This is a genomic window from Streptomyces bathyalis (assembly GCF_015910445.1).
GTDB lineage: Bacteria > Actinomycetota > Actinomycetes > Streptomycetales > Streptomycetaceae > Streptomyces > Streptomyces bathyalis.
On sequence record NZ_CP048882.1, the window covers coordinates 4,396,926 to 4,409,053 of the forward strand.

Consider the following 12,128-nt stretch of genomic DNA (forward strand, 5'->3'; position numbering starts at 1 on the left):
TACAGCTAGGCCCGGAGCGGGTGCTACTCGCCCCGCAGCGCGTGCAGTTGGTCGAGGAACCAGCGGGTCGGTGGCGTCGCTGTCGCCGCCGCCGCGAGCCGCTTGGTGCGCTCCGCCCGCCGGCCGTGGTCCAGCGTCAGCGCCTCGTGCAGCGCGCGGGCCGTGTCCGCGATGTCGTACGGATTGACGACGAAGGAGTCCTCGCCGAGCTCCGCGTACGCGCCCGCCTCGCGCGAGAGGACCAGGGCGCATCCGTCGTCGGAGACGACCGGCACCTCCTTGGCGACCAGGTTCATGCCGTCGCGGATCGGGTTGACCAGGGCGACGTCGGCCAGCCGGTACGCCGCCAGCGAGCGCGCGAAGTCGTCCTTGAGGAAGAGCACGACCGGCGTCCAGCCCGGCGTCCCGTACGTGGAGTTGATCTCGTCCGCGACGCGCGAGACCTCGCTCATGTAGTCGCGGTAGACGGCCAGGTCCTGACGCGACGGGTAGGCCAGAGCGAGGTGCACGACGCGCCCGTGCCACTCGGGACGGTCCGCGAGCAGACGGCCGTAGGCGTGCAGTCCGCGCACGATGTTCTTGGACAGCTCGGTGCGGTCGACCCGTACGATCGCGCGGCGCGGCCGCCCGTCCTCGTCGCTGCCGATCTCCTCGCGCAGCATGGCGATCCGTTCCTCGACGTCGTCCCGCCCCGCGCGCGCCCGCAGGAACTCCGCGTCCGCGCCGAGCCCGTGCACCCCGAGGCGGGTGGTCCGGCCGTCGCAGACGACCTCGAGCTCGCCCGTCGACTCGTCCTCCCCGACCGCCGCGCCCAGCACGTCCACGCAGCAGTCGGCGAATCCGCGCGCCCACCGCCGTGTGAGGAACGCGGCGCGGTCGGTGCCCAGGATTCCGCGCAGGACCTGCCGCGCGACGGCGTCGGGCAGCATCCGGTAGTAGTCCGGCGGCGCCCACGGCGTGTGCGAGAAGTGCCCGATGCGCAGATCGGGGCGGCGCTCGCGGAGCAGCCCGGGCACCAGCGTCAGGTGGTAGTCCTGCACCAGCACCGTCGCGCCCTCCGCCGCCTCCTCCGCAAGGGCGTCGGCGAAGGCCGCGTTGTAGCGCTCGTACGACGCCCACTGCCGCTCGAACTCCGCGCCGAAGGACGGCTCCAGAGGCGTCTGGTAGAGCATGTGGTGGACGAACCAGAGCACGGAGTTGGCGATGCCGTTGTAGGCGTCGGTGAAGGTGTCCTCGGGGATGTCCAGCATCCGTACGGTCTGACCACCGGTGTCGGCCGGGTCGGGCCTGCCGCCCGAGCGGCGCACCGCCTCCCTGTCGCCCTCACCGAGAGCGGCGCACACCCAGACGGCGTTGCCGCCTGAGCCGCCGGCGCCTTCCGTCGCGATGGCCGAGAGTCCCGAGACGAGTCCGCCTCCGCCGCGCTTCGCGGAGAGCACTCCTCCCCCAGAGCCTCCGGCCTGGGTGGTGCCCCCGGTGACGGAATATGAGACGGGACCCCTGTTCGACGCGACCAGTACGTCCGCCAGGGCCTGCTGGGGTGCGCGTTCGACGACCATGGCCCGAGCCTAGCCGCGGCCGGATCCACGCAAACGTGACGCGCTGCGCGCTCCCGGCGGCCCCGCCTACGCGGCCCGCCGCTCCGTGTACTCCGCGATCTCACGCATCGGTGGACGCTCCACCGTGTCGACCGCGTGGCTGCGCGGGGCGAACCCGCCGGGGCCCGCTTCGCCCCGCTCGAACTGCGTCAGCGTCGGCCTGACGAGGTGGCTGCCACGCGCCAGACGGAGCTGTGCGGTGTGGTGGATCGCGGCGGCCATGCGGCCGAGCGCCTGCCCGTCCTGGTTCCGGTGCCGCCGCACGCCGACGTCGACCTGCGCGAGTGCGTCGAGGCCCACCGTGTGCAACGAATCGATGAGCAGGCCCAGTTCGACGCCGTAGCCGACGGGGAAGGGCAGCTGTTCCAGCAGCGTGCGCCGCGCCGCGTACTCTCCGCCGAGCGGCTGCACGAACCCCGCGAGCCGCGGCCAGTGGAGATTCAGCAGCGGGCGTGCGACGAGCTCGGTGACCCGTCCGCCACCCGCCGGGTCGTCGCCGAGCGGCCGGTCGTACATCGCCTTGACCAGCCGCAGCCGGGGGTCGGTGAGCAGCGGCCCCACGACGCCGGAGACGAAGTCGGCGGAGAAGTTCTCCAGGTCGGCGTCCGCGAAGCAGACGATGTCGCCGCTCGTCACCAGCAGCGAACGCCACAGCACCTCACCCTTGCCGGGCAGCGCGGGCAGCCTCGGGAGCACCTCGTCCCTGTGCACGACCCGCGCGCCGGCGTCGGCGGCGACCTCTGCCGTACGGTCCGTGGAACCGGAGTCCAGCACCACCAGCTCGTCCACGAGCGACGGGGCCCCGGCCATCAGCTCGCGCCGGATCACCGACACGATGCGGCCGACGGTCCGCTCCTCGTTCAGCGCGGGCAGCACGACGCTCACCCGCGAGCCGGTGGCCCGCTTCGCCGCCAGCAGCTCCGTCATGGGACGGTCGGCGCACGAGTACGACCGGCGCGCCAGCCACTGTTCGACTTCCTCCAGCACGCGGCCACTCCCTGTGATCCATCTCGCGGTACGGACGCCTGTCTCAACCACCAGGCCTGTCGGTTACAGTCTTGAACAACGCGGACGGCGATCGCATGCCGGGTCCCGGCCCGGCGCTCTCGGCCACCGCCGACAACTTCACACCGCTCATCCAGAGGGGCAGAGGGAACGGCCCGTTGAAGCCCCGGCAACCCTCCAGCCGGTCTCGCAGCACGAGTAATGACATCGCGAGGCTCCCGGCTCGGGAAGGTGCCAATTCCGTCTCGTGGCGAGATACGTCACGGGGAAGATGAGGAGAAAGGGCCTCGCCGAATCATGGCTGTTCAAGCTGCCGCCAGCACGACCGCCGACAAGGCCGGAGCCGGCGCCTCGCTCGGCCCCGCAGCTGCACTTTCCTGCCGCGAGTGCGGGGAGCGCATCCCGCTCGGTCCGGTCTTCGCCTGTGAGGCGTGTTTCGGGCCGCTGGAGATCGCATACGAGTTCCCCGGCGGCGACCCAGCGGCGCTTCGTGAACGCATCGAGGCCGGTCCGGACAACATCTGGCGGTACGCGCCGCTGCTGCCGGTGCCCGCCGACGTCGCCACGAAGCCCAACATCAACCCCGGCTTCACCAAGCTCGTCAAGGCCGACAGGCTCGCCCGCGAGCTCGGCGTCACGGGCTCCCTGCACATCAAGGACGACTCCGGCAACCCGACGCACTCGTTCAAGGACCGCGTCGTGGCCATCGCCGTGGAGGCCGCCCGTGCCTTCGGCTTCACCACCCTCTCCTGCTCCTCGACCGGCAACCTCGCGGGCGCCGTCGGTGCCGCGGCAGCCCGTGCGGGCCTTCGCTCGTGCGTGTTCATCCCGCACGACCTGGAGCAGGGGAAGGTCGTCATGGCGGCGGTCTACGGTGGCGAACTGGTCGGCATCGAGGGCAACTACGACGACGTGAACCGTTTCTGCTCCGAGCTGATCGGCGACCCCGCGGGCGAGGGCTGGGGCTTCGTCAACGTCAATCTGCGCCCGTACTACGCCGAGGGCTCCAAGACCCTCGCGTACGAGATCTGCGAGCAGCTGGGCTGGCGGCTGCCGGACCAGCTCGTGGTTCCCATCGCCTCCGGCTCGCAGCTCACGAAGATCGACAAGGGCCTCAAGGAGCTGATCGCCCTCGGCCTCGTCGAGGACAAGCCGTACAAGATCTTCGGTGCGCAGGCGGAGGGCTGCTCCCCGGTCTCCCGCGCGTTCAAGGACGGGCACGACGTCGTGCGCCCGGTCCGCCCGGAGACGATCGCCAAGTCGCTGGCCATCGGCAACCCCGCCGACGGCCCCTACGTGCTGGACATCGCGCGCCGTACCGGCGGTGCGGTGGAGGACGTCGACGACCAGCGGATCGTCGACGCGATCAAGCTCCTCGCGCGGACCGAGGGGATCTTCGCCGAGACCGCGGGCGGCGTAACCGTCGGCGTCACGAGGAAACTGATCGAGGAGGGCCGGCTCGACCCGTCCCTCACCACCGTCGTCCTCAACACGGGCGACGGCCTGAAGACCCTGGATGCGGTGGCTCCCACCACCGGGCCGACCGCCGTCATCCGTCCCAACCTGGATTCCTTCCGAGAGGCTGGTCTCGCATCATGAGCGTGAACGTCCGTATCCCGACCATCCTGCGCACTTACACCGGCGGGCAGGCGGAGGTGAGCGCCGAGGGTGCGACCCTCTCCGAGGTGCTGACCGATCTTGAGAACAACCACACCGGCATCGGTGCGCGGGTGCTCGACGACTCGGGCAACCTGCGCCGATTCGTCAACGTCTACGTGAACGACGACGACGTCCGCTTCGAGCAGGGCCTTCAGACGCCGACGCCGGACGGTGCCGGTGTGTCCATCATTCCCGCGGTTGCGGGGGGCTGCTGAGGTCTCGTGAGAGGTCGGTGAAGGCCCCCTGAGCCGGGCTCCGATTCCCCTACTGTCGAACCGCCTTCTCCGGGAACGCCGAACGAAACGGAGGGGGCGGTTCCGCGTGTGGGGACGCGATAGGGTTGCGCCCAATCCCACCCCAGAGACTCACCCGGCATGTGCCGGGAGCATGTGAGAACGCGACAAGTTGTGCCCGAATTCGGGGCGGCAATTGTCGTGTTGGCACGCTATGCCCGGCCATGCTTGCCCCGCTTCTCCGCATATTGCGGGCTTTTGGGCCCTCGGTCGGTGCTCAGATTTCTCGTCTTCGCGACCTGTTGCAGAGGGCGTCCGTGCAGATACATTCAGCCGCGGTCGACGCCTTCCGGTGTAAGCCTCCGCACATCTGCGGGGCCGTACCGGAGGTGAGGTCTGACCCGGGTCCGCGAAGTGCGGGCTCGTGCAAGGGCCAGTAATAGGGGAGTTAGGGATGGCTCAGGGCACCGTCAAGTGGTTCAACGCGGAGAAGGGATACGGCTTCATCGCGGTCGACGGTGGTGCGGACGTGTTCGTGCACTACAGCGCGATCCAGATGGACGGCTACCGCACCCTGGACGAAGGACAGCGGGTCGAGTTCGAGATCTCGCAGGGTCAGAAGGGGCCGCAGGCGGACATGGTCCGTGTGACTGCCTGAGCACCCGCAACACTGCGCAGAGCTGCAACAGCCGTAGCAACAGCCGTAAGAGGGGCCGTACCTCGTGAAGAGGTGCGGCCCCTCTTCGCTGTTCGGACTTCTCCTCCCGCGGCCGGCCCGGCCGGGCGCGTGCCCGGCGGTGCACCGCGGGACGTTCCCGGACCGATCGGTTGCGTCGGCCCCGGCCCGGTGTGATGTCCTGGGGGCGCTTGCACTCGCAGGGGTCGAGTGCTAATCATTGCGTTAGCACTCTCCGAGTGAGAGTGACAGACAAGGACCGGGTCGGTGAGGCTCGTTCGCCGGGTGGAGCAAGGAACCACGCGGCCGAAGGGCCGTCCGTCGCGGGCGCCAGCGCGGTCCGGTATACCCGTCCCCTGGTTGTGCAGGGGGATCCCCAGTCCGGGAGGGACCACTTCACATGGCCAAGATCATCGCGTTCGACGAGGAGGCACGGCGCGGCCTCGAGCGCGGGATGAACCAGCTCGCCGACGCCGTCAAGGTCACGCTCGGCCCCAAGGGCCGGAACGTCGTGCTGGAGAAGAAGTGGGGCGCCCCCACGATCACCAACGACGGTGTCTCCATCGCCAAGGAGATCGAGCTCGAGGACTCCTACGAGAAGATCGGCGCCGAGCTGGTCAAGGAGGTCGCGAAGAAGACGGACGACGTCGCCGGTGACGGCACGACGACCGCGACCGTCCTCGCCCAGGCGCTCGTCAAGGAAGGCCTGCGCAACGTCGCCGCCGGTGCCAACCCGATGGCGCTCAAGCGCGGCATCGAGCGTGCCACCGAGGCCGTCTCCGCCGCCCTGCTCGAGCAGGCGAAGGACGTGGAGACCAAGGAGCAGATCGCCTCCACGGCCTCCATCTCCGCCGGCGACCCGCAGATCGGCGAGCTCATCGCCGAGGCGATGGACAAGGTCGGCAAGGAAGGCGTCATCACCGTCGAGGAGTCGCAGACCTTCGGGCTCGAGCTGGAGCTCACCGAGGGCATGCGCTTCGACAAGGGCTACATCTCCGCGTACTTCGCCACCGACATGGAGCGCATGGAGGCGGAGCTCGAGGACCCCTACATCCTCATCGTCAACTCCAAGATCGGCAGCGTGAAGGACCTCCTTCCGCTGCTCGAGAAGGTCATGCAGTCGGGCAAGCCGCTGCTGATCATCGCCGAGGACGTCGAGGGCGAGGCCCTGTCCACGCTCGTCGTGAACAAGATCCGCGGCACCTTCAAGTCCGTCGCCGTCAAGGCTCCGGGCTTCGGCGACCGCCGCAAGGCGATGCTCGGTGACATCGCCATCCTCACCGGCGGCACCGTCATCTCCGAAGAGGTCGGCCTCAAGCTGGAGAACGCCGGTCTGGAGCTGCTGGGCCGCGCTCGCAAGGTCGTCATCACCAAGGACGAGACCACGATCGTCGACGGTGCGGGCGACAGCGACCAGGTCGCCGGCCGCGTCTCGCAGATCCGCGCCGAGATCGAGAACTCGGACTCGGACTACGACCGCGAGAAGCTCCAGGAGCGTCTGGCCAAGCTCGCCGGCGGCGTCGCCGTCATCAAGGCGGGTGCCGCCACCGAGGTGGAGCTGAAGGAGCGCAAGCACCGCATCGAGGACGCGGTGCGCAACGCCAAGGCCGCCGTCGAGGAGGGCATCGTCGCCGGTGGTGGCGTGGCTCTGCTCCAGGCGTCCAGCGTCTTCGAGAAGCTGGAGCTGGAAGGCGACGAGGCGACGGGCGCCCAGGCCGTCAAGCTCGCGCTGGAGGCACCGCTCAAGCAGATCGCGATCAACGCCGGTCTCGAGGGCGGCGTCGTGACGGAGAAGGTGCGCAACCTGAAGCCGGGTCACGGCCTCAACGCCGCCACCGGGGAGTACGTGGACATGCTCGCCGAGGGCATCAACGACCCGGCGAAGGTGACCCGTTCCGCTCTGCAGAACGCCGCCTCCATCGCGGCGCTCTTCCTGACGACGGAAGCCGTCATCGCCGACAAGCCGGAGAAGGCCGCCGCAGGTGGCGGCGACCCGACCGGTGGCATGGGCGGTGGCATGGACTTCTGATCGCGCAGCGATCGGAAGCCGTGGCCTCCCGGCACGGAACGGACCGAGGGCGGCATCCCGGTTGGGGTGCCGCCCTCGGCGTGCGTCCGGCACCGGTCCGGCACCGGTTCGGCGCCGTGGGGGCGCTTCCTCAGACGCGCGCTCCGTTGTCGTGCGGCGCACGGCGCGCCCTGGCCGCCGCGGGCTTCGGCCCGCCTCCCGGGCGGGCCGAACCGTGTGTACGGGCCTCGAGTTCGACGGCGAGCGGCGCACCGACGAACAGCGACGAGTACGAGCCCACCGCGATGCCGATCAGCAGTGCCAGGGCGAAGTCCCCGAGCGAGTCGCCGCCCAGCACCGCGAGCGCGGCGATGATGAACAGCGCGCCCATCCCGGTGTTGAGGGTGCGCGGCACCGTCTGGACGACCGCGCTGTTGACCACGCTCCGGAACGATTTCCTCCGTCCGCCGTCTCCACGAGCCAGCACCTGTTCCTGCCCCTGCCCCTCTCTCGCACCGGGCGCCTGCCCCTGCCATTCCGAGCGGACCCTGTCGAAGATGACGACGGAGTCGTTCACCGAGTAGCCGATGACGGTCAGCAGTGCGGCCAGGAACACCCCGTCGACGGGTTTCCCGAGCCAGGCGAAGGCACCGACGAGGATCACCGCGTCATGAGCGAGCGCGAGCACCGCCGACGCACCGAACGTCCACCTGAACCGGAAGGCCAGGTAGAGCAACTGGGCGCTGAGCGCGATCCCGAGGGCGATCAGCGCGTGCCGCCGCAGCTCGTCGCCGAGGCTCGGCCCGAACAGTTCGTCGCGTACCTTCTCGGCGTCACCGCCGAGGCCGTCCAGGGTGGAGCGGACCGTGTCCTCCTGGCCCGCGGTGAGCTGCTCCGACCGGATGGTGATCTCGTGACCCCCGCCGCCGCTCCCGGACCCGGAACTCTGCACGACGGTCTCCGGCAGGCCCGCGTCGGCGAGCGCCGTGCGGGCGGCCTCCGGATCGACGGCTCGGCTCGTCGAGTACTCCACCAGGCGACCGCCGGTGAATTCGACGCCGAAGTCCAGCCCGCGCAGGGCCAGTCCGCCCACCGCGAGGAGGACCGCCGCGGCCGAGACCGCGAGCAGCCTCCTGCCGTGGCGCATCCAGTCCGGATTCCGCTTCGTCAGCCGGGTCCGTACGCGGCCCAGGTCCGCGAGACCGGTGATCCGCGGTCGGGCGCGCACGGTACGGCGTTCCACGGCGAAGTCCACCAGCACCCTCGTGACGACCAGCGCGCTGACCATCGAGGCCAGCACACCGATGGAGAGCGTCACGCCGAAGCCGCGCACCGGCCCCGAGGCGAGCGTGAACAGCAGCAGGGCGGCGAGAAGGGTCGTGACGTTGGAGTCCACGATGGCGCCGAACGCGCCGCGGAAGCCCTTGGCCGAGGCGGTGCGCAGGCTTTTTCCGCGCCCGTACGCGTATTCCTCGCGGGCCCGTTCGAAGACGAGGACGTTCGCGTCGACGGCCATGCCGATGGCGAGGACGAAGCCCGCGAGCCCCGGCAGCGTGAGCGTGGCTCCGAACGCCAGCAGAGCGGAGTAGGCGATCAGTCCGTAGCAGAGCAGGCCGACGGCGGTGAGCGCGCCGAGGAGCCGGTAGACGCAGACGATGAAACCGGAGGTGAGCAGCACTCCGATCGCGGCGGCCCAGGCGCTGGCCTCGATCGCCTCGGCGCCCAGCGTGGGACCGACCGTATGGTGCTCGATCACCTCGACCGGGACGGGGAGGGCTCCGCCCTCGACCAGCGTGGCCAGCTCCTTCGCCTCGGCCTCGCTGAAGTCCCCTGTGATCTGGGTGTTTCCGCCGGCGATGCCGTGACCGCAGGAGACGGACGGATCCACCTGCGGCGACGAGATGACCTTCTTGTCGAGCACGATCGCGACGCGGCGCTGAGGGTCGCCGGCCGGATGGCACGCGGCCTTGCCGGTCAGGTCCGCCCAGCGCTCCTTGCCCTTGTCGCGGAAGCCGAGGTCGACGAACCAGCCTGAGCCGCGCTGCGGGTCGACGGCTGCTTCCGCGGACTTGACCTCGTCACCCGTCATGGCGGTGCCGCCGAGCCGCACCGGGCGGCCCGATTCGTCGGTGGGTGTGTCACCGCCGCCGGCCGCGGAGCTCTCGTCCCGGGGAGCGCCCGTGACGGGGCGGAAGGTGAGCTGGGCGGTGCGGCCGAGGACCTCGGTGGCTTCCTCCGCGTCCTGAAGGCCGGGGAGTTCGACGATGATGCGGTTGTCGCCGGAGCGTACGAGGCCGGGTTCGGCGACTCCGAGCGCGTCTACGCGCCGCCGCAGCACCTCCATCGTGTCGTCGGTGCGGGTCGGTGTCGCTTTCGCTGTCGCGGAGTCGCGGGACTCCAGGACGATCTGTGTTCCGCCACGCAGATCGATGCCGAGGCGGGGTTGCTGGGTCATGGCGAGGACCGCGGCGAGAGCCATCACGGCAAGCGCGATCACCGCCCGCACCCTGTTGGCGCGAGTCATGGTTTGCCTCCTGCACAGGCACACCGGGCCCCTTCAGGGACCGCGGTGGTGAGGATGACGGCACCGGAGCGCGGCGGCCGGATGCCGGTTCGGTCGGAACTCAGATGCCTGTGCGGGCCGGGGGAGCGCGTCCTTGGCGCGGCGAGTGGTGCGTGAGGTGTGCGGCCGAGAGCTGCGGCCGCTCTGGCAGCATGTGGCCGCGCTGCTCCTGCGAAGCGTGCCGATCGACGGCGGGAAGCAGCGGCAGGGGAGCCTGCGTGGCGGCGTGCGCCGGGTGCGCAATCGCTTTCTGGAGGTGCTGCGCGGGGTCCTGGTGATGCGCACCGGCGGACTGGCCACCGGAACGCATGTCATGGAGGCCCGGCTGGTGCTGCACGGCCGCGGAGCCGCCGAACAGGGCGAGCAGCACGGCGAGGAGGACACCCGGCAGACCCGGCCGCAGTCCGCTCCCGCGCGGCGCGCAGGACGGCGCATCGGCCGGTGAGGGCGGTGAGGGCAGTGAGGCGCGGCGTGTGGGGGCCGGGCGGTGCACGCGGTCCGTGCTACGTGACACCTCGACCTCCTCGCCTCGCTCGACGTCCGGAGCCGGGAGGCGCGGACCCGTCACAGCCTGCCCGAGAAGCGGCCCGGCTTCAACGGCGGCCCGGGCGGACCGTGCTGCTCCGTGGAGCCGGTCTCCGCGGGGGAGGGTCACGCGGGCGGAGGATACGTCGCCGGACCCGTGGGGTCTCTCCACCAGACGAACACCTCGGTGCTCGGCTGCCGTTCGGAGAACCGGTCCGCCGGCGAGACCGCACGCAGCAGCCGGCGCAGGTCGGCCTCGAACTCGTCCCGGCGCGTGCCGAACAGGTGCGGAGCCGAGAACGACATGGAGAACACCCCCGCGACGACGTCGTCGGAGGTGCGTTCCAGTGCCTGGCCGCCGGGAACGACGTGGCGCTCAGGGCCGGCGAATCCCGTCCGGGTGAACACCGCGGCCTCGTTGCCGGCCGTTCCGTGCGGCAGCAGGGCCCGGCCGGCTCGCCGGACCGGTCCCAGATGGTCCCTGACCAGTTCCCCGATGGCCGTTTCGGGCACCGCCGGGTACGGAAGGCCCTCGACGCTCCGGGTCTCCGCCTTCAGGTCGGAGACGTGCACCAGCGCCCCGCCGGGCCGGAGCATGCCCTTCACGGTGGCCGCCACCGCGTCGCGGTCCATCCAGTGGAAGGACTGGGCGAAGGTCGCGACGCTGAACGTGCCCAGACCCGCGGGCAGTTCCTCGGCCCGAGCCCGCACCCACCGCGTCTTCGCGGACACTCCGCGCTCGGCGGCTTCCCGGGCGGCCTCAGCGATCATCCCCTCGTCCGGGTCGACGCCGACGATCTCGCCGAACCGGTGAGCCAGGATCAGAGCGACAGTGCCCGGTCCGCACCCGACGTCGAGGAGCCGTCCTCGTCCGTCCAGCCCGAGCACCTCGGCGAGCACGTCCGCCAGCCCGGGCGCATAAGGCAGCCTTCCCCGCCGGTAGTAGGCGGCCGTCCCCGAGAACAGCATCTCGTCCCACTGGTGCTCAGCAGCCACCACGCCCACCGCTCGTCTCGGATTTCATATGCCCTCGCATGGGCACCCCGGTCCGTCAGCTTCGCCGTGGAGCGAGCCCGGTCCGGTGCGGCGGTGCGCCCAGCGTCAGCGAGAAGCGCTTCGCGGCAGCGGCAACGGCCCTTCCGCAGCGGGCGATCGAGGCCTCGTCGGTGAAGTTGCTCAGCGTGACCGCGCTCATTCCGCCGACGGCCTGGCCCGAGTGGTCGAAGACGGGAGCGCCCACGGCGACGACGCCGGATTCGTTCTCCTCGCGGTCCTCCGCGTATCCGCGCTCCCGTACGGCGGCCAACTCGCCCAGCAGCTCCGCCGGTTCGGTGTGCGTGCGTTCCGTGCGGGCCGGCATCCCGGTGCGCTTGAGCAGGGCGAGCACCGATTCGTCGGGCAGCGTGGCCAGTAGGGACTTGCCGACGGAAGTGGAGTGCAGCGCGAGGCTCATGCCGACGCGTGAGGCCAGCCGGTAGGGCTTGTCGGCCTCCAACTTGGCCGCGTAGACGGCCTCGTCGCCGCTGAGCAGCGCGAAGTGGACGGTCCAGTCCGTCTCCTCGCGCAGCGCCTCCAGCACCGGCCGGGCCTGGTCGGGCAGATCGCCCTCGCGCTGGTGGCTGCCGACGAGGGTCAGTACGCGGGGGCCGCTCGCGTAGCTGCCGCGGCCGAGGGAGCGGGCGAAGCCGCGCTCGACGAGGGTCTGCAGGATCCGGTGCACGGTGGGCTTGGGCAGCGATGTGACCTCGGAGATCTCCGCGACGCTGCGGTGCTCGGCCAGCGCCTCCAGCACGTCGAGTGTCTTGTCCGCCGCCGTGCGGTGCCGATCGCTGGCCATCGGCCCAGTCTAAGCAGCGGGGTC

At 70.7% G+C, this 12,128-nt stretch carries 10 protein-coding genes and 1 riboswitch; of the genes, 5 read left to right on the forward strand and 5 right to left on the reverse strand.

What is annotated here, in order from left to right; translation table 11 throughout:
• Positions 1-23 precede the first annotated feature (23 nt).
• A complete protein-coding gene (locus G4Z16_RS19165; RefSeq protein ID WP_197351958.1) occupies positions 24-1,559 on the reverse strand; it encodes an alpha,alpha-trehalose-phosphate synthase (UDP-forming) in 1,536 nt (511 codons plus the stop codon).
• 66 nt (positions 1,560-1,625) lie between these two features.
• A complete protein-coding gene (locus tag G4Z16_RS19170; RefSeq protein ID WP_197351959.1) occupies positions 1,626-2,585 on the reverse strand; it encodes a glucosyl-3-phosphoglycerate synthase in 960 nt (319 codons plus the stop codon).
• A 144-nt stretch (positions 2,586-2,729) separates the two neighbouring features.
• A riboswitch (SAM riboswitch) is annotated at positions 2,730-2,881 on the forward strand.
• Between the two features lie 19 nt (positions 2,882-2,900).
• Here G4Z16_RS19170 and thrC point away from each other — a divergent pair.
• The 4 genes from thrC (at position 2,901) to groL (ending at position 7,200) form a co-directional block, all read left to right on the forward strand.
• Positions 2,901-4,202, forward strand: coding sequence for a threonine synthase (gene thrC / locus G4Z16_RS19175; RefSeq protein ID WP_197351960.1), 1,302 nt, complete (start codon positions 2,901-2,903; stop codon positions 4,200-4,202).
• Positions 4,199-4,477: a MoaD/ThiS family protein gene (locus G4Z16_RS19180; protein ID WP_197351961.1), complete on the forward strand. Its 279-nt coding sequence runs from the start codon at positions 4,199-4,201 to the stop codon at positions 4,475-4,477. Before thrC ends, G4Z16_RS19180 begins: the two co-directional genes overlap by 4 nt.
• A gap of 472 nt (positions 4,478-4,949) precedes the next feature.
• On the forward strand, positions 4,950-5,153 hold the full coding sequence (locus G4Z16_RS19185; protein WP_028429801.1) for a cold-shock protein: 204 nt from the start codon (positions 4,950-4,952) through the stop codon (positions 5,151-5,153).
• A 418-nt stretch (positions 5,154-5,571) separates the two neighbouring features.
• A complete protein-coding gene (gene groL / locus G4Z16_RS19190; protein ID WP_028436749.1) occupies positions 5,572-7,200 on the forward strand; it encodes a chaperonin GroEL in 1,629 nt (542 codons plus the stop codon).
• Positions 7,201-7,330: 130 nt separating this feature from the next.
• Here the strand turns inward: groL and secD are convergent, their stop codons facing one another.
• Positions 7,331-9,703, reverse strand: a complete 2,373-nt coding sequence (gene secD, locus G4Z16_RS19195; RefSeq protein ID WP_197351962.1) for a protein translocase subunit SecD — start codon at positions 9,701-9,703, stop codon at positions 7,331-7,333.
• A gap of 133 nt (positions 9,704-9,836) precedes the next feature.
• On the opposite strand from secD, the gene G4Z16_RS19200 reads away from it, so the two are divergent.
• Positions 9,837-10,187 (forward strand): hypothetical protein, encoded by a 351-nt coding sequence (locus G4Z16_RS19200; protein ID WP_197351963.1) that lies wholly within the window; start codon positions 9,837-9,839, stop codon positions 10,185-10,187.
• A 206-nt stretch (positions 10,188-10,393) separates the two neighbouring features.
• Here G4Z16_RS19200 and G4Z16_RS19205 read toward each other — a convergent pair whose 3' ends face one another.
• Positions 10,394-11,236, reverse strand: coding sequence for a class I SAM-dependent methyltransferase (locus G4Z16_RS19205; RefSeq protein ID WP_197354752.1), 843 nt, complete (start codon positions 11,234-11,236; stop codon positions 10,394-10,396).
• Between the two features lie 82 nt (positions 11,237-11,318).
• Entirely contained in the window at positions 11,319-12,104 is a 786-nt protein-coding gene (locus G4Z16_RS19210) for an IclR family transcriptional regulator (protein ID WP_197351964.1), read from the reverse strand.
• Between the last annotated feature and the right edge of the window lie 24 nt (positions 12,105-12,128).

Excerpts from the sequence above, each read along its gene's own strand:
- G4Z16_RS19165 (WP_197351958.1), bottom strand. The coding sequence starts at position 1,559 with ATGGTCGTCGAACGCGCACCCCAGCAGGCCCTGGCGGACGTACTGGTC.
- thrC (WP_197351960.1), top strand. The coding sequence starts at position 2,901 with ATGGCTGTTCAAGCTGCCGCCAGCACGACCGCCGACAAGGCCGGAGCC.
- G4Z16_RS19180 (WP_197351961.1), top strand. The coding sequence starts at position 4,199 with ATGAGCGTGAACGTCCGTATCCCGACCATCCTGCGCACTTACACCGGC.
- G4Z16_RS19185 (WP_028429801.1), top strand. The coding sequence starts at position 4,950 with ATGGCTCAGGGCACCGTCAAGTGGTTCAACGCGGAGAAGGGATACGGC.
- groL (WP_028436749.1), top strand. The coding sequence starts at position 5,572 with ATGGCCAAGATCATCGCGTTCGACGAGGAGGCACGGCGCGGCCTCGAG.
- secD (WP_197351962.1), bottom strand. The coding sequence starts at position 9,703 with ATGACTCGCGCCAACAGGGTGCGGGCGGTGATCGCGCTTGCCGTGATG.
- G4Z16_RS19205 (WP_197354752.1), bottom strand. The coding sequence starts at position 11,236 with ATGCTGTTCTCGGGGACGGCCGCCTACTACCGGCGGGGAAGGCTGCCT.
- G4Z16_RS19210 (WP_197351964.1), bottom strand. The coding sequence starts at position 12,104 with ATGGCCAGCGATCGGCACCGCACGGCGGCGGACAAGACACTCGACGTG.